The sequence below is a fragment of the Pseudomonas sp. EA_15y_Pfl1_P101 genome (genome assembly GCF_963970835.1).
Classification (GTDB): Bacteria; Pseudomonadota; Gammaproteobacteria; order Pseudomonadales; family Pseudomonadaceae; genus Aquipseudomonas; species Aquipseudomonas tritici.
On sequence record NZ_CAXAPA010000011.1, the window covers coordinates 122,331 to 139,401 of the forward strand.

Annotated in this window: 13 protein-coding genes; 12 read left to right on the forward strand and 1 reads right to left on the reverse strand. The window is 57.8% G+C overall.

The genetic code is table 11. The features are described 5' to 3' along the window. Positions 1–126: 126 nt before the first annotated feature. Entirely contained in the window at positions 127–438 is a 312-nt protein-coding gene (locus tag AACY36_RS18545; RefSeq protein ID WP_339414684.1) for a DUF485 domain-containing protein, read from the forward strand. Beyond that, positions 435–2,093 (forward strand): cation acetate symporter, encoded by a 1,659-nt coding sequence (locus tag AACY36_RS18550; protein ID WP_339414683.1) that lies wholly within the window; start codon positions 435–437, stop codon positions 2,091–2,093. Before AACY36_RS18545 ends, AACY36_RS18550 begins: the two co-directional genes overlap by 4 nt. 151 nt (positions 2,094–2,244) lie before the next feature. Here AACY36_RS18550 and gltA read toward each other — a convergent pair whose 3' ends face one another. Then, positions 2,245–3,534: a citrate synthase gene (gene gltA, locus AACY36_RS18555; RefSeq protein ID WP_339414682.1), complete on the reverse strand. Its 1,290-nt coding sequence runs from the start codon at positions 3,532–3,534 to the stop codon at positions 2,245–2,247. A 351-nt stretch (positions 3,535–3,885) separates the two neighbouring features. Between gltA and sdhC the strand changes: the two genes are divergently transcribed. From sdhC to brnQ, 10 genes are all read left to right on the forward strand, one after another. Next, a complete protein-coding gene (gene sdhC / locus AACY36_RS18560) occupies positions 3,886–4,272 on the forward strand; it encodes a succinate dehydrogenase, cytochrome b556 subunit (protein WP_094950716.1) in 387 nt (128 codons plus the stop codon). After that, entirely contained in the window at positions 4,266–4,634 is a 369-nt protein-coding gene (gene sdhD / locus AACY36_RS18565; protein WP_003172805.1) for a succinate dehydrogenase, hydrophobic membrane anchor protein, read from the forward strand. The genes sdhC and sdhD overlap by 7 nt, the downstream gene beginning before the upstream one ends. Before the next feature lie 3 nt (positions 4,635–4,637). After that, entirely contained in the window at positions 4,638–6,410 is a 1,773-nt protein-coding gene (gene sdhA / locus AACY36_RS18570; protein WP_065872671.1) for a succinate dehydrogenase flavoprotein subunit, read from the forward strand. Between the two features lie 11 nt (positions 6,411–6,421). Beyond that, entirely contained in the window at positions 6,422–7,126 is a 705-nt protein-coding gene (locus tag AACY36_RS18575) for a succinate dehydrogenase iron-sulfur subunit (protein WP_003172807.1), read from the forward strand. 263 nt (positions 7,127–7,389) lie between these two features. Further along, positions 7,390–10,221: a 2-oxoglutarate dehydrogenase E1 component gene (locus AACY36_RS18580; RefSeq protein WP_339414680.1), complete on the forward strand. Its 2,832-nt coding sequence runs from the start codon at positions 7,390–7,392 to the stop codon at positions 10,219–10,221. 44 nt (positions 10,222–10,265) lie between these two features. After that, on the forward strand, positions 10,266–11,480 hold the full coding sequence (gene odhB, locus AACY36_RS18585) for a 2-oxoglutarate dehydrogenase complex dihydrolipoyllysine-residue succinyltransferase (protein ID WP_339414679.1): 1,215 nt from the start codon (positions 10,266–10,268) through the stop codon (positions 11,478–11,480). Between the two features lie 108 nt (positions 11,481–11,588). Continuing rightward, positions 11,589–13,025 carry a dihydrolipoyl dehydrogenase gene (gene lpdA, locus AACY36_RS18590; protein WP_339414678.1) on the forward strand — a complete coding sequence of 479 codons (1,437 nt, stop codon included), beginning with the start codon at positions 11,589–11,591 and terminating at the stop codon, positions 13,023–13,025. A 204-nt stretch (positions 13,026–13,229) separates the two neighbouring features. After that, a complete protein-coding gene (gene sucC, locus AACY36_RS18595; RefSeq protein ID WP_060754516.1) occupies positions 13,230–14,396 on the forward strand; it encodes an ADP-forming succinate--CoA ligase subunit beta in 1,167 nt (388 codons plus the stop codon). Next, positions 14,396–15,277 carry a succinate--CoA ligase subunit alpha gene (gene sucD / locus AACY36_RS18600; protein WP_065872666.1) on the forward strand — a complete coding sequence of 294 codons (882 nt, stop codon included), beginning with the start codon at positions 14,396–14,398 and terminating at the stop codon, positions 15,275–15,277. Before sucC ends, sucD begins: the two co-directional genes overlap by 1 nt. Positions 15,278–15,650: 373 nt before the next feature. Then, a complete protein-coding gene (brnQ, locus tag AACY36_RS18605; protein ID WP_339414677.1) occupies positions 15,651–16,964 on the forward strand; it encodes a branched-chain amino acid transport system II carrier protein in 1,314 nt (437 codons plus the stop codon). Positions 16,965–17,071 lie beyond the last annotated feature (107 nt).

The following is a 17,071-nucleotide window of genomic DNA, read 5'->3' on the forward strand; positions in this document are numbered from 1 at the left end:
GTCAGTGCAAAACTGGCGATAACCCTCATGTCGTTCTAATACTAAGGTCGTCTGGAACCCTTTGTGCAGCCGCATACAGTGGATACGTTCCAATAATAAAAAAGCTGTGCTGCGAGGATAAAAACAATGAACGACAGCATTTACCTCTCGATTCAAAACAGCCCGCGTTTCAAGGAGCTGGTGAGAAAAAGGGAACGGTTCGCCTGGATTCTCTCGGCGATCATGCTAGGGCTTTACTCCGGTTTCATCCTGTTGATCGCCTACGGGCCACACGTGCTGGGGGCAAAGCTCAGCCCCGGCTCGTCGATTACCTGGGGCATTCCCTTGGGTGTCGGGCTGATTGTGTCGGCTTTTGTCCTGACCGGCATCTATGTGCGGCGGGCCAATGGCGAGTTTGACGACCTGAACAATGCGATTCTCAAGGAGGCTGCGCAATGATCCGGCGTCTACTGGCAGTATTCGGCGCTTCGCTCTTTGCTCCGGCCGTTTGGGCGGCGGAGGCATTGACCGGTGAAGTGCAAAAGCAACCGCTGAACATCTCCGCCATCGTGATGTTTGTCGCGTTTGTCGGTGCCACCTTGTGCATCACCTACTGGGCGTCCAAACGTAACAATTCGGCAGCCGACTACTACGCGGCTGGCGGTAAGATTACCGGTTTCCAAAACGGCCTGGCGATTGCCGGTGACTATATGTCGGCGGCGTCCTTCCTGGGGATTTCCGCGCTGGTCTATACCTCCGGTTATGACGGCCTCATCTACTCGATCGGCTTCCTGGTGGGCTGGCCGATCATTCTGTTCCTGATCGCCGAGCGCCTGCGTAACCTTGGCAAGTACACCTTTGCCGACGTGGCGTCCTACCGCCTCGGGCAAGCCCAGATCCGCAGCCTGTCGGCGTGTGGCTCCCTGGTAGTGGTGGCGTTCTACCTGATCGCGCAGATGGTTGGCGCGGGCAAGTTGATCCAACTGCTGTTTGGCCTGGACTACCACGTAGCGGTCATCCTGGTGGGTATCTTGATGTGCATGTACGTGCTGTTCGGCGGCATGCTGGCGACCACTTGGGTGCAGATCATCAAGGCAGTGCTGTTGCTGTCCGGTGCCTCGTTCATGGCGCTGATGGTGATGAAGCACGTCAACTTCGACTTCAACGCCCTGTTCTCCGAGGCGATCAAGGTTCACCCTAAAGGTGAAGCGATCATGAGCCCCGGCGGCCTGGTCAAAGACCCGATTTCGGCATTCTCCCTGGGCCTGGCACTGATGTTCGGTACCGCTGGTCTGCCGCACATCCTGATGCGCTTCTTCACCGTAAGCGACGCCAAGGAAGCGCGTAAGAGCGTGCTGTATGCCACCGGCTTCATTGGCTACTTCTACATCCTGACCTTTATCATCGGCTTTGGCGCGATCCTGCTGGTCAGCACCAACCCGGCGTTCAAAGACGCGGCAGGCGCCTTGTTGGGTGGTAACAACATGGCGGCGGTGCACCTGGCCAATGCGGTGGGTGGCAGTATCTTCCTGGGCTTCATCTCGGCCGTGGCGTTCGCCACCATCCTAGCGGTGGTTGCCGGTTTGACCCTGGCCGGTGCTTCGGCGGTGTCCCATGACCTGTACGCCAGCGTGATCAAGAAAGGCAAGACCAACGACAAGGATGAGATTCGCGTATCGAAGATCACCACCATCGCCTTGGGCGTTTTGGCTATCGGCCTGGGTATCCTGTTCGAAAGCCAGAACATTGCGTTCATGGTCGGCCTGGCGTTCTCCATTGCGGCCAGCTGTAACTTCCCGGTGTTGCTGCTTTCCATGTACTGGAAAAACCTCACCACCCGTGGCGCGATGATTGGCGGCTGGCTGGGCTTGATCAGTGCCGTTGGTCTGATGGTGCTGGGCCCGACCATCTGGGTCTCGATCCTGCATCATGAAAAAGCCATCTTCCCGTACGAGTATCCGGCGCTGTTCTCGATGATCATTGCGTTCGTCGGCATCTGGTTCTTCTCCATCACCGACAAGTCGGCGGCGGCAGAGAAAGAGCGTGCGCTGTACTTCCCGCAGTTTGTGCGTTCGCAAACTGGCCTGGGGGCGAGTGGGGCAGTACAGCACTGAAGCAGCTTTAAGCTACAAGTTAAAAGCAGTGCTGTGTAGAGAAATACCCCTGTAGAGATGCAGGGGTATTTTTTTGCTTGCAGCTTGCAGCTCACTAAATTCCAGCCAAAAAAAACGGCCTCATTAAGAGGCCGTTTTATTTGGCTGGAATTTAGTGCCGATCTTCCAGCTTGGTGATGTCACGCGACTCGTAGCCGGTGTACAGCTGGCGCGGGCGGCCAATCTTGTACGGGCTGGAGAGCATTTCTTTCCAGTGGGAGATCCAGCCCACGGTCCGCGCCAGGGCGAAGATCACGGTGAACATGCTGGTTGGAATGCCGATCGCCTTGAGGATGATCCCCGAGTAGAAGTCGACGTTCGGGTACAGCGAGCGTTCGATGAAGTAGGGGTCGGTCAGGGCGATCTCTTCCAGGCGCATGGCCAGTTCGAGTTGCGGATCGTTCTTGATGCCCAGTTCCTTCAACACTTCGTCGCAGGTCTGTTTCATGACGGTGGCGCGCGGGTCGCGGTTCTTGTAGACCCGGTGACCGAAGCCCATCAGCTTGAACGGGTCGTTCTTGTCCTTGGCCTTGGCGATGAATGTGTCGATGTTCGAGACGTCGCCGATTTCATCGAGCATGGCCAACACGGCTTCGTTCGCACCGCCGTGGGCAGGGCCCCACAGTGCGGCGATACCGGCGGCGATACAGGCGAACGGGTTGGCACCCGAAGAACCTGCCAGACGTACGGTAGAAGTCGAGGCGTTCTGTTCGTGGTCGGCGTGAAGGATAAAAATCTTGTCCATCGCGGCGGCCAGCACCGGGCTGATCGGTTTGATCTCGCACGGGGTGTTGAACATCATGTGCAGGAAGTTTTCCGCGTACGTCAGGTCGTTGCGCGGGTACATCATGGGTTGGCCCATGGAGTACTTATAAACCATTGCGGCCAGGGTCGGCATCTTGGCAACCAGGCGGATCGCGGAGATTTCGCGATGCTGCGGGTTATTGATGTCGAGGGAGTCATGATAGAAGGCCGACAGGGCGCCGACCACGCCGCACATGACGGCCATCGGGTGGGCGTCGCGACGGAAGCCGTTGAAGAAGGTCTTCAACTGCTCGTGAACCATCGTGTGGTTCTTCACGGTGCTGACGAACTGGGCTTTTTGCTCGGCTGTTGGCAATTCGCCATTTAGCAGCAGGTAGCAGGTTTCCAGGTAGTCCGACTGCTCAGCCAGTTGTTCGATCGGGTAGCCGCGGTGAAGCAGAATGCCATTATCGCCGTCGATATAGGTGATCTTCGACTCGCATGAGGCGGTCGACATGAAGCCAGGGTCGAAAGTGAAACGGCCCGTGGCTGTCAGGCCCCGTACGTCGATAACATCGGGACCAACGGTGCCGGTTAAAATGGGCAGCTCGACGGGGGCTGCGCCCTCGATGATCAACTGCGCTTTTTTGTCAGCCATGTGGCCTCCTATTTATGCTTCAAATCATCAGACAGACCCCCCACGCAGGGCCCGCACCACTATAGTGAGATAAATTCAGATGTCAATTTGCCTAAAGTCTTGCCCCAGAAGGCTTTAAGCGTACTTTTTCCTCGAAATTGACTGCCGTTTACGCCTTTTATCCCGTCAGCGCAATCCGCTATTAGGGTGAGGTGAGCGCGTTGTCATTAGTAACCTAACTGTCTATACTCGGCCACCGACCGCCAAGGGCTTTTGGGCTTGCTTTCATTGGGGGTCGCACTCCCTGGGTGGTGCTTACCTGACCAGTGCACTCCCCGACAACTTTGCCCTGATTGTTAGGGGCTCTTAAGTGTGAAAAAAGCCGTGAATAGCCAACGACCTGTAAACCTAGACCTAAGGACCATCAAACTCCCCATCACCGGCGTTACGTCGTTCCTGCACCGTGTTTCCGGCATCATCCTGTTCCTGGGCTTGGGCATCATGCTTTATGCATTGAGCAAATCCCTGGGTTCCGAGGAAGGTTACGCCGAGGTGAAGGCATGCTTGACCAGCCCGCTGGCCAAGTTCGTAGCATGGGGCCTCTTGTCCGCTCTGCTGTATCACCTGGTAGCCGGTGTGCGCCACTTGATCATGGACATGGGCATCGGTGAGACGCTGGAAGGCGGCCGCCTGGGCTCGAAAATCATCATCGCCATTTCTGTGGTGCTGATCGTTCTGGCAGGAGTTTGGATATGGTAACCAGCGTTACGAACCTATCGCGTTCGGGCCTCTATGACTGGATGGCACAACGTGTGTCTGCGGTTGTTCTCGCGGCTTATTTCATTTTCCTGATCGGATACCTCGTCGCAAATCCGGGCATCGGCTATGAGCAATGGCACGGCCTGTTTTCCCACAATGCGATGCGAATCTTCAGTCTGCTGGCCCTTGTCGCCCTGGGTGCTCATGCCTGGGTTGGCATGTGGACCATCGCGACCGACTACCTGACGCCAATGGCGCTGGGCAAGTCCGCGACCGCAGTACGTTTCCTCTTCCAGGCAGTATGCGGCGTCGCGATGTTCGCTTACTTCGTCTGGGGTGTGCAGATTCTTTGGGGTATCTGATTCATGGCTAACATTCCAACTATTTCATTCGACGCCATCATTATTGGTGGCGGCGGTGCTGGCATGCGCGCTGCGCTGCAGCTGGCACAGGGCGGTCACAAGACTGCCGTGATCACCAAGGTGTTCCCGACCCGTTCCCACACCGTATCGGCCCAGGGTGGCATCACCTGCGCCATCGCCTCCGCCGACCCGAACGATGACTGGCGCTGGCACATGTACGATACCGTCAAGGGTTCCGACTATATCGGTGACCAGGACGCTATCGAATACATGTGTCAGGAAGGCCCGGCCGCGGTGTTCGAGCTTGACCACATGGGTCTGCCGTTCTCCCGTACCGAGCAAGGCCGTATCTACCAGCGTCCATTCGGTGGCCAGTCGAAGGATTACGGTAAAGGCGGGCAGGCTGCCCGTACCTGCGCCGCGTCCGACCGTACCGGTCACGCGCTGCTGCACACGCTTTATCAGGGCAACCTGAAAGCCGGCACCACGTTCCTGAACGAATACTACGCGGTTGACCTGGTGAAGAACGCCGACGGTGCATTCGTCGGCGTGATCGCCATTTGCATCGAAACCGGTGAAACCACCTATATCCGTGCCAAGGCTACTGTTCTGGCGACGGGCGGTGCAGGCCGTATTTACGCCTCGACTACCAATGCCCTGATCAATACCGGTGACGGCGTTGGCATGGCGCTGCGTGCCGGTGTTCCGGTGCAAGACATCGAAATGTGGCAGTTCCACCCGACCGGCATCGCCGGCGCCGGTGTACTGGTTACAGAAGGTTGCCGTGGTGAAGGTGGTTACCTGATCAACAAGCACGGCGAGCGTTTCATGGAACGTTATGCGCCGAACGCGAAAGACCTTGCTGGCCGTGACGTTGTAGCCCGTTCGATGGTTAAAGAAATCATCGCCGGCAACGGCTGTGGCCCGAACGGCGACCACGTACTGCTCAAGCTCGATCACCTGGGCGAAGAAGTGCTGCACAGCCGTCTGCCAGGCATCTGCGAGCTGTCCAAGACCTTCGCACACGTTGACCCGGTCGTTGCACCGGTTCCGGTTGTTCCAACCTGCCACTATATGATGGGCGGCGTGCCGACCAACATTCATGGCCAGGCGATCACCCAGAACGCTGAAGGCGTGGACGAGATCATTCATGGTCTGTTCGCCGTAGGCGAAGTGGCGTGCGTATCGGTACACGGTGCCAACCGTCTGGGCGGTAACTCGCTGCTCGATCTGGTGGTATTCGGTCGTGCTGCCGGCCTGCACCTCGAAAAAGCGCTGACCGACGGCATCGAATACGATGACGCGACCGACGCCAACATCGAAGCGGCCCTGGCCCGTCTGAATGCGCTGAACTCGCGCACGGATGGCGAAGACGTAGCTACCCTGCGTCGCGAGCTGCAAAGCTGCATGCAGAACTACTTCGGTGTATTCCGTACCGGCGAATACATGCAGAAGGGTATTGCCCAACTGGCCGATCTGCGCGTGCGCATCGCCAACGTCAAGATCAACGATAAGAGCCAGGCGTTCAACACCGCTCGTATCGAAGCCCTTGAGCTGCAAAACCTGCTGGAAGTGGCTGAAGCGACTGCGATCGCCGCCGAGGTTCGTAAAGAATCCCGTGGTGCTCACGCGCGTGAAGACTTTGAGGATCGCGATGACGAAAATTGGTTGTGCCACACCCTATACTTCCCGGGTGACAAGCGCGTAACCAAGCGTGCCGTGAACTTCTCGCCGAAGACGGTACCGACGTTTGAACCGAAGATTCGGACTTACTAAGGGTGGCTGCCATGTTGAAAGTCAGTGTTTATCGCTACAACCCTGATCAGGACGCTGCGCCGTTCATGCAGGAGTTCCAGGTTGATACCGGTGGTAAAGACCTGATGGTGCTGGATGTATTGGCGCTGATCAAAGAGCAGGACGAAGGTTTCTCGTATCGTCGCTCTTGCCGTGAAGGTGTGTGCGGTTCCGACGGCATGAACATCAACGGCAAAAACGGCCTGGCGTGCATCACGCCGCTGTCTGCCGTGGTTAAAGGCAACAAGCTGATCGTTCGTCCGCTGCCAGGTTTGCCGGTTATCCGTGACCTGGTCGTGGATATGAGCATCTTCTACAAGCAATACGAGAAAGTTAAGCCGTTCCTGCAGAACGACACGCCGGCTCCGGCCATCGAGCGTCTGCAGTCCCCGGAAGAGCGCGAGAAGCTCGACGGTCTGTACGAGTGCATCCTGTGCGCTTGCTGCTCGACGTCTTGCCCGTCCTTCTGGTGGAACCCGGACAAGTTCCTGGGTCCAGCTGCCCTGCTGCAAGCGTACCGCTTCCTGGCAGACAGCCGTGACACCAAGACGTCCGAGCGTCTGGCTTCGCTGGATGACCCGTTCAGCGTATTCCGCTGCCGCGGGATCATGAACTGCGTCAACGTATGTCCTAAAGGCCTGAACCCGACTAAGGCCATTGGTCACATCCGTAACATGCTGCTGCAGAGCGGCGTGTAAGCGACGTTTTTCGTAAAAGCAGGACCGTTGTGCCCGTAAATGCTACGGCGCAGGCTTCAACCGGCGCCGTAGTTTTAACTTGAGCAGCGACTTACAAAGCCGCGGCTCTTATTTTGAAGAAATGAGACAAGCAGGGGCATTCGGGTTGGTACCCGAACTATCAGCGTGATCCTAAGTGGCTTGTTTTGGTCGCTGCACTTGGCCTTTCGCAAGCAAACTCGGTGTTTTCGCCGGTGGTGTCCCCAAATCGAGGGTGACCAAGCATGCAAGAAAGCGTGATGCAGCGCATGTGGAACAGCGGCTATCTTTCAGGTGGTAACGCTGCCTATGTGGAAGAGCTTTATGAGCTCTACCTGCACGACCCTAACGCTGTGCCAGAAGAATGGCGCACCAAATTTCAGACGTTGTCTTCAGACGGCAACGCTGCCACCGATGTATCGCACGCCACGATTCGCGATCAGTTTGTGCTGCTGGCAAAGAACCAGCGCCGCGCCCAACCGGTTTCCGCCGGCAGCGTGAGCAGTGAGCACGAGAAGAAGCAAGTTGAGGTATTGCGACTGATCCAGGCCTACCGGATGCGTGGCCACCAGGCGGCCCAGCTTGATCCGCTGGGGCTCTGGAAGCGTCCTGCACCTGCTGACCTGTCGATCAATCATTACGGCTTGACCAATGCCGATCTTGATACGACCTTCCGTGCCGGCGACCTGTTCATCGGCAAAGAGGAAGCGAGCCTACGCGAAATTCACGAAGCGTTGCAGCAGACATATTGCCGCACCATTGGCGCTGAGTTCACGCACATCACCGATTCCGAGCAACGCCACTGGTTCCAGCACCGTCTGGAAGGTGTGCGTGGTCGTCCAGTGCTGTCTGACGATGTCCGCAGCCATCTGCTCGAGCGCGTAACCGCTGCCGAAGGCCTGGAAAAGTACCTGGGTACCAAATACCCGGGCACCAAGCGTTTCGGTCTGGAAGGCGGCGAAAGCCTGATCCCGATGCTCGACGAGTTGATCCAGCGTTCGGGTTCCTACGGCACCAAGGAAATCGTGATCGGCATGGCTCACCGTGGTCGCTTGAACGTGTTGGTCAACACCTTCGGCAAGAACCCGCGTGAGCTGTTCGACGAGTTCGAAGGCAAGAAGAAGGTTGAGTTGGGTTCCGGTGACGTTAAATACCACCAGGGCTTCTCGTCCAACGTGATGACCACCGGCGGTGAAGTTCACCTGGCCATGGCCTTCAACCCATCCCACCTGGAAATTGTTTCTCCAGTGGTCGAGGGTTCGGTCCGTGCTCGCCAGGATCGTCGTAATGACACCACCGGTGAAAAGGTTCTGCCGATTTCCATCCACGGTGACGCGGCTTTCGCCGGTCAAGGCGTGGTCCTGGAAACGTTCCAGATGTCGCAGACCCGCGGCTTCAAGACCGGCGGTACCGTTCACATCGTCATCAACAACCAGGTTGGCTTCACCATCAGCAACCCGCTGGACGCGCGCTCTACCGAGTACGCGACCGACGTTGCCAAGATGATCCAGGCGCCGATCCTCCATGTGAATGGCGATGATCCGGAAGCTGTGCTGTTTGTGACCCAGTTGGCCATTGATTACCGCATGCAGTTCAAGCGCGATGTGGTGATCGACCTGGTTTGCTACCGCCGTCGCGGTCACAACGAAGCGGACGAGCCAAGTGGTACTCAGCCGTTGATGTATCAGCAGATCACCAAGCAGCGCACTACCCGTGAGCTGTACGCCGAAAGCCTGACCAAGGCCGGCGTGGTTGACGATGCGCGTGTTCAGGCGAAAGTCGATGAATACCGCAACGCGCTGGACAATGGTCTGCATGTTGTAAAAAGCCTGGTTAAAGAGCCGAACAAAGAGTTGTTCGTTGACTGGCGTCCGTACCTGGGCCACGCCTGGACTGCGCGTCACGATACGTCGTTCGATCTGAAGACCTTGCAGGAGTTGTCCGCCAAGCTGCTGGAAATCCCGGAAGGTTTCGTGGTTCAGCGCCAGGTTGCGAAGATCTACGAAGACCGTCAGAAGATGCAAGCCGGCGGCCTGTCGATCAACTGGGGTTACGCCGAAACCATGGCGTACGCGACCCTGGCGTTCGAAGGTCACCCTATCCGCATGACTGGCCAGGACATCGGCCGTGGTACGTTCTCGCACCGTCATGCTGTGCTGCACAACCAGAAAGACGCGGGCACCTATATCCCGTTGCAGAACCTGTATGCAGGCCAGCCACGTTTCGACCTGTACGATTCGTTCCTGTCCGAAGAAGCCGTACTGGCGTTCGAGTACGGTTACTCGACCACCATGCCGCAGGCGCTGGTGATCTGGGAAGCCCAGTTCGGCGACTTCGCCAACGGTGCCCAGGTGGTTATCGACCAGTTCATCACCAGCGGCGAGCACAAGTGGGGCCGTCTGTGCGGTCTGACCATGCTGCTGCCGCACGGTTATGAAGGTCAGGGTCCGGAGCACTCCTCGGCCCGTCTGGAGCGTTACCTGCAGCTGTGCGCCGAGCACAACATCCAGGTGTGCGTGCCGACTACCCCGGCCCAGATCTACCACTTGCTGCGTCGCCAGGTGATCCGCCCGCTGCGCAAGCCGCTGGTGGTACTGACACCGAAGTCGCTGCTGCGTCATAAATTGGCCATCTCGACCCTGGAAGATCTGGCGGATGGTTCGTTCCAGACCGTTATTCCAGAGATCGACACGCTGGACGCGGCGAAAGTGACTCGCCTGGTCCTGTGCAGCGGCAAGGTCTACTACGACCTGCTGGAAAAACGCCGTGCCGAAGGCCGCGAAGACATCGCCATCGTGCGTATCGAGCAGCTTTACCCGTTCCCGGAAGACGACCTGATGGAGGCCATCGCGCCTTACACCAACCTCACTAATGTTGTGTGGTGCCAGGAAGAACCGATGAACCAGGGCGCTTGGTACAGCAGCCAGCATCATTTGCGTCGCAGCATCGGTAACCATAAGCAGGCCCTGGGCCTGGAATATGCCGGTCGTGACGCTTCTGCTGCACCTGCGTGTGGTTATGCGTCGATGCACGCCGAGCAGCAGGAAAAACTGCTGCAAGATGCTTTCACTGTTTAACGCCTTCGCGCTGACTGAAACCGAATTTTAAGGACCCACAGATAATGGCTATCGAAATCAAAGCCCCGTCATTCCCGGAATCGGTTGCCGATGGCACCGTTGCCACCTGGCACAAGAAACCAGGCGACGCTGTAAAGCGTGACGACCTGATCGTCGACATCGAGACCGACAAAGTCGTTCTGGAAGTGTTGGCCGAAGCTGACGGCGTACTGGGTGCAATCGTTGCCGAAGAAGGCGCTACCGTTCTGTCGAACCAGGTGCTGGGCTCGATCGAAGAGGGCAGCGCTGCTCCTGCTGCCGCTGCACCGGCTGCTGCTTCGGCTCCCGCTGCTGCTCCGGCTGCAGGCGGCGAAGATCCAATCGCTGCACCGGCTGCCCGTCAGCTGGCTGAAGAAAACGGCATCAACCTGTCGTCCATCAAAGGCACCGGCAAAGACGGCCGTGTGACCAAGGAAGACGTGGTGGCTGCAGTTGAAGCCAAGAAAAACGCTCCAGCTGCCGCACCTGCCAAGGCTGCTGCCCCGGCTGCCGCTGCGCCTGTGTTCGCCGCTGGCGACCGCACCGAGAAGCGCGTACCGATGACCCGCGTACGGGCCACCGTGGCCAAGCGTCTGGTTGAAGCACAGTCGAACATGGCGATGCTGACTACCTTCAACGAAGTCGACATGACCGAAGTCATGGCCCTGCGTTCGAAGTACAAGGATCTGTTCGAGAAGTCCCACAACGGCGTGCGCCTGGGCTTCATGTCGTTCTTCGTGAAAGCGGCTACTGAAGCGCTGAAACGCTACCCGGCAGTCAACGCTTCGATCGATGGTACCGACATCGTTTACCACGGCTATGCAGACATCGGCGTTGCCGTGTCCAGCGACCGTGGCCTGGTAGTTCCAGTACTGCGTAACGCTGAGCTGATGAGCCTGGCTGAAATCGAAGGCGGCATCGCAGGCTTCGGCAAGAAAGCCCGTGACGGCAAACTGACCATCGACGAGATGACCGGCGGTACGTTCACCATCACTAACGGTGGTACCTTCGGTTCGATGATGTCGACGCCGATCGTCAACCCGCCACAAGCCGCGATCCTGGGCATGCACAACATCATCCAGCGCCCGATGGCCATCAACGGCCAAGTCGTGATCCGCCCGATGATGTACCTGGCACTGTCTTACGATCACCGCCTGATCGATGGTAAAGAAGCCGTGACTTTCCTGGTGACCATCAAAAACCTGCTGGAAGACCCAGCTCGTCTGCTTCTGGATATCTAAAAAGCAGCTGCAAGTCGCAAGCTGAAAGCGCCAAGCCCAAAGTGGCGAACGGTGCTTTCAACTTGCGGCGTGCAGCTTGTAGCTTGCAGCTAAAAAGGGAACCTTTTTATGACACAGAAATTTGACGTTGTAGTGATTGGTGCAGGTCCTGGCGGCTATGTTGCCGCCATCAAGGCCGCACAACTGGGCCTCTCGACTGCTTGCATCGAAAAATACACCGACAAGGAAGGCAAACTGGCATTGGGCGGTACTTGCCTGAACGTTGGTTGCATTCCTTCCAAGGCGCTGCTGGACAGCTCCTGGAAATTCCACGAAGCCCAAGACGGTTTCGCGATCCACGGCATTAACCACGCTGGCGTGACCATGGACGTGCCAGCGATGATCGGCCGTAAAGCCAACATCGTTAAAGGCCTGACTTCCGGCGTTGCCACCTTGTTCAAGGCCAACGGCGTGACTTCCCTGCAAGGTCACGGCAAGTTGCTGGCCGGCAAGAAAGTTGAAATCACCAAGCCAGACGGCTCGGTTGAAGTCATCGAAGCCGAGAACGTGATCCTGGCCCCAGGTTCGCGCCCAATCGACATCCCGCCTGCTCCAGTTGACCAGAACGTGATCGTTGATTCGACCGGCGCCCTGGAGTTCCAATCGATTCCTAAGCGTCTGGGCGTGATCGGCGCTGGCGTGATCGGCCTGGAACTGGGTTCGGTATGGTCCCGTTTGGGTTCCGACGTCACCGTGCTGGAAGCCCTGGACACGTTCCTGCTGGCTGCCGACACCGCGGTGTCCAAAGAAGCCCTGAAAACCCTGACCAAGCAAGGTCTGGACATCAAACTGGGCGCCCGTGTTACCGGTTCCAAGGTCAACGGCGAAGAAGTCGTTGTGACCTACACCGATAAAGAAGGCGAGCAGACCATCACATTCGACAAGCTGATCGTAGCCGTTGGTCGCCGTCCAGTGACCACTGACCTGCTGGCAGCTGACAGCGGCGTGAACATCGACGAACGTGGCTTCATCCACGTTGACGATCACTGCGCTACCACCGTGCCTGGCGTGTACGCCATCGGTGACGTGGTTCGCGGCATGATGCTCGCGCACAAGGCTTCCGAAGAAGGCATTATGGTTGTCGAGCGCATCAAGGGTCACAAGACCCAGATGAACTACGACCTGGTCCCATCGGTTATCTACACCCACCCGGAAATTGCATGGGTCGGCAAGAACGAACAGCAGTTGAAAGCTGAAGGCGTTGAAGTTAACGTCGGCACCTTCCCGTTTGCTGCATCTGGCCGTGCCATGGCAGCCAACGACACCGGTGGTTTTGTCAAAGTCATCGCTGATGCCAAGACTGACCGCGTATTGGGCGTCCACGTGATTGGCCCAAGCGCTGCAGAACTGGTTCAGCAAGGCGCGATCGGTATGGAATTCGGCACCAGTGCCGAGGACCTGGGCATGATGGTCTTCTCCCATCCGACCCTGTCCGAAGCGTTGCACGAAGCAGCGTTGGCGGTGAATGGCGGCGCCATCCACATCGCCAACCGCAAGAAGCGCTAAGCGAGATAATAAGAAACCACGGCGGAGTTGCCCGTCGTGAGCCTTGCGCGCAAGACTCACCGCGGAATATCCGCTGGACGCAGTCTTGCGCAGCTTTACGGGCCCTGAGCCCCGCAAGTTGCGCAAGCAGCAGTCACAGGTGGCGCGGCACTCATAATGAGCGCAGCGCCGAATGCGCAGTACCTAACGAAGACGGTAAAAAGCATGAATCTTCACGAGTATCAGGGTAAGCAGCTGTTCGCTGAATACGGCCTGCCAGTATCCAAGGGCTACGCAGTAGACACCCCGGAAGCAGCAGCGGAAGCGTGCGACAAAATCGGCGGCACCGAGTGGGTTGTCAAAGCCCAGGTCCACGCTGGTGGTCGCGGTAAAGCGGGCGGCGTTAAGCTGGTTCGCAGCAAAGAAGACGCCAAAGCCTTCGCACAGCAGTGGCTGGGCAAGCGTCTGGTGACTTACCAGACTGATGCCAATGGCCAGCCAGTCACCAAGATCCTGGTTGAATCGTGCACTGATATCGCTAAAGAGCTGTACCTGGGCGCTGTCGTTGACCGTTCGAGCCGTCGCATCGTGTTCATGGCTTCCACCGAAGGTGGCGTGGACATCGAGAAAATCGCTCACGAAACCCCAGAAAAAATTCTGAAAGCCACTATCGATCCACTGGTTGGCGCTCAGCCATTCCAGGGTCGCGAGTTGGCATTCCAGCTGGGCCTGGAAGGCAAGCAAGTTGCCCAGTTCGCCAAGATCTTTGTGGGTCTGGCCAAACTGTTCCAGGATCACGATCTGGCCCTGCTGGAAGTGAACCCGCTGGTGATCAAGGCTGACGGCGATCTGCACTGCCTGGACGCCAAGATCAACATCGACGCCAACGCCATGTACCGTCAGCCTAAGCTGAAGACTTTCCACGATCCGTCGCAAGACGATCCGCGCGAAGCGCACGCTGCCAAGTTCGAACTGAACTACGTAGCGCTGGAAGGTAACATCGGTTGCATGGTCAACGGTGCTGGCCTGGCCATGGGTACCATGGACATCGTCAACCTGCATGGCGGCAAACCAGCCAACTTCCTCGACGTAGGCGGTGGTGCTACCAAAGAACGCGTGACCGAAGCCTTCAAGATCATCCTGTCCGACGCCAACGTCGCTGCAGTACTGGTCAACATCTTCGGCGGCATCGTTCGTTGCGACATGATTGCCGAAGGCATCATCGGTGCAGTGAAAGAAGTCGGCGTTAAAATCCCGGTTGTTGTTCGCCTTGAAGGTAACAACGCTGAACTGGGCGCTAAAGTACTGGCAGAAAGCGGTTTGAACATTATCGCGGCTACCAGCCTGACCGACGCTGCTCAACAAGTTGTCAAAGCTGCGGAGGGCAAATAATGAGCGTCCTGATCAATAAAGACACCAAAGTTATCTGCCAGGGTATTACCGGTTCGCAAGGTAGTTTCCATACCCAGCAAGCCATCGAATACGGCACCAAGATGGTGGGTGGCGTTACTCCTGGTAAAGGCGGTACCGAGCACCTGGGTCTGCCAGTGTTCAACACCGTGAAAGAAGCTGTAGAAACCACTGGCGCTACCGCCAGCGTGATCTACGTTCCAGCTCCTTTCTGCAAGGACTCCATCCTGGAAGCAGCCTTCGGCGGCATCAAGCTGATCGTTTGCATCACCGAAGGCATTCCTACCCTGGACATGCTGGACGCTAAAGTTAAGTGCGACGAGCTGGGTGTTACCCTGATCGGCCCTAACTGCCCAGGCGTGATCACCCCAGGCGAATGCAAGATCGGCATCATGCCAGGACACATTCACTTGCCAGGCAAAGTCGGTATCGTTTCCCGTTCCGGCACCCTGACCTACGAAGCTGTTAAGCAGACCACTGACGCCGGTTTCGGTCAGTCGACTTGCGTCGGCATCGGCGGTGACCCGATCCCAGGCTCCAACTTCATCGACATCCTGAAGCTGTTCCAGGAAGACCCGAAGACCGAAGCGATCGTCATGATCGGTGAGATCGGCGGTTCGGCTGAAGAAGAAGCGGCTGCCTACATCAAGGCACACGTGACCAAGCCGGTTGTTTCCTACATCGCTGGTGTGACTGCCCCTGCTGGCAAGCGCATGGGCCATGCTGGCGCAATCATCTCTGGCGGCAAGGGCACTGCAGACGAGAAGTTTGCTGCCCTGGAAGACGCAGGCGTTAAAACCGTGCGTTCGCTGGCAGACATCGGCAAGGCTTTGTCCGAGCTGACGGGTTGGGCTGTCAAATAAGCCTCGCGCTTAGCTGACGCTTTACCCACACAAAGGCCACCTTCGGGTGGCCTTTGTGCGTTTAAAGGCAGCTATAAGCGGCAAGCTTTAAGCTGTAAGAAAGAAGCATGCGGTGCTTCTTGCCGCTTGAAGCTTGCCTCTTGTTGCTGCTCTTACGAGAATGCGACATGGAACTGTCGCTTATCGGACAGTCCGCCCCGCAACAGTGCGTTTGTCAGCCCAATTCTGTACCCTAGCCGCCTCTTTATGCGCCCGCATCCCAAAAGGAAGCCGCGCGCTAGACCGGTCGGCTCCCATAAGGGCCGGCAGTATTTCCCTCATCCATAGGGAATCCCTCTCTAAATTCCGATTCAGTAGTGTGGTATTTCCTCAAATGAAAGTGTTGAAAGGCCAGGACATCCTGGCGCTGGGTTTTATGACCTTTGCCCTGTTCGTGGGCGCCGGCAACATCATCTTCCCGCCTATTGTGGGTTTGCAGTCCGGACCTCACGTTTGGATGGCAGCGCTGGGCTTTTTGATCACCGCGGTGGGTTTGCCGGTGGTCACCGTGATCGCGCTGGCCAAGGTTGGCGGCGGTATGGACGCGTTGAGCAGCCCGATCGGCAAGATTGCCGGTGGCCTGCTGGCGGCGGCGGCGTATCTGGCGGTAGGGCCGCTGTTCGCCACGCCGCGTACCGCGACCGTATCCTTTGAGGTGGGCCTGGCACCGCTGACCGGCGAAAGCCCGTTGGCGCTGTTCCTCTACAGCTCGGTGTATTTCCTGGTGGTGTTCTTTGTCTCCCTGTACCCAGGCCGACTGCTGGACACCGTGGGTCGATTCCTCGCACCGCTGAAGATCATTGCGTTGGCCATCCTCGGCATCGCCGCGTTTGCCTTGCCGGCCGGTGACGTGGGTGTCGCTACCCCGGAATACGTGGCTGCGCCGTTCTCACAAGGCTTCATCAACGGCTACCTGACCATGGATACCCTGGGCGCCCTGGTGTTCGGCATCGTGATCGTCAACGCCATTCGCTCCCGTGGCGTGGAGTCGCCAAAGCTGATCACCCGCTACGCAATCATCGCCGGCTTGATCGCCGGTGTGGGCTTGGCGCTGGTGTATGTCAGCCTGTTCCGCCTTGGTTCGGGCAGTCATGAAGTCGCCGCCGGTGCTGCCAATGGCGCCGCCGTATTACACGCCTATGTGCAACACACATTTGGCTCCCTGGGCAGCGGCTTCCTGGCTGTGCTGATCTCCCTGGCGTGCCTGGTCACGGCTGTTGGCCTCACCTGTGCCTGCGCCGAGTACTTCAGCCGCGTCTTGCCGCTGTCCTACAAGACCCTAGTGGTGATCCTGGCGCTGTTCTCGCTGTTCGTGTCCAACCTGGGCCTGACCAAGCTGATTGCCTTCTCGATCCCGGTACTCACCGCGATCTATCCGCCGTGCATCGTGCTGGTTGCGCTGAGCTTCTGCAAAGACTTCTGGCAGGAGCAGGGCCGTATCGTTGGACCGGTGATGTTGGTGTCGTTCATCTTTGGCTGCATCGATGCGCTCAAGGGTGCGGGCCTGGCGGGTTGGTTGCCGTCGCAGTTTGCAAATTTGCCCTTGAGCGAGCAGGGCCTGGCGTGGCTGGTGCCTTCGGTGATGACCCTGGGGGTTGCGGTGGTGGTTGACCGTATGCTCGGCAAGCGTAGCGAAGCCATCGCATAACCCACGCTCGCGCAGTACTGAAATGCCCCGTATCAATCGATACGGGGCATTTTTTATGCTTATGAGACAACAACCTTCTAAAGTTGGAGCGCAGTAAATATGGGAGC

Bases quoted from the DNA above. Each gene is read 5' to 3' on its own strand.
- AACY36_RS18545 (WP_339414684.1), top strand. From the start codon at position 127: ATGAACGACAGCATTTACCTCTCGATTCAAAACAGCCCGCGTTTCAAG.
- AACY36_RS18550 (WP_339414683.1), top strand. From the start codon at position 435: ATGATCCGGCGTCTACTGGCAGTATTCGGCGCTTCGCTCTTTGCTCCG.
- gltA (WP_339414682.1), bottom strand. From the start codon at position 3,534: ATGGCTGACAAAAAAGCGCAGTTGATCATCGAGGGCGCAGCCCCCGTC.
- sdhD (WP_003172805.1), top strand. From the start codon at position 4,266: ATGGTAACCAGCGTTACGAACCTATCGCGTTCGGGCCTCTATGACTGG.
- sdhA (WP_065872671.1), top strand. From the start codon at position 4,638: ATGGCTAACATTCCAACTATTTCATTCGACGCCATCATTATTGGTGGC.
- AACY36_RS18575 (WP_003172807.1), top strand. From the start codon at position 6,422: ATGTTGAAAGTCAGTGTTTATCGCTACAACCCTGATCAGGACGCTGCG.
- AACY36_RS18580 (WP_339414680.1), top strand. From the start codon at position 7,390: ATGCAAGAAAGCGTGATGCAGCGCATGTGGAACAGCGGCTATCTTTCA.
- odhB (WP_339414679.1), top strand. From the start codon at position 10,266: ATGGCTATCGAAATCAAAGCCCCGTCATTCCCGGAATCGGTTGCCGAT.
- lpdA (WP_339414678.1), top strand. From the start codon at position 11,589: ATGACACAGAAATTTGACGTTGTAGTGATTGGTGCAGGTCCTGGCGGC.
- sucC (WP_060754516.1), top strand. From the start codon at position 13,230: ATGAATCTTCACGAGTATCAGGGTAAGCAGCTGTTCGCTGAATACGGC.
- sucD (WP_065872666.1), top strand. From the start codon at position 14,396: ATGAGCGTCCTGATCAATAAAGACACCAAAGTTATCTGCCAGGGTATT.
- brnQ (WP_339414677.1), top strand. From the start codon at position 15,651: ATGAAAGTGTTGAAAGGCCAGGACATCCTGGCGCTGGGTTTTATGACC.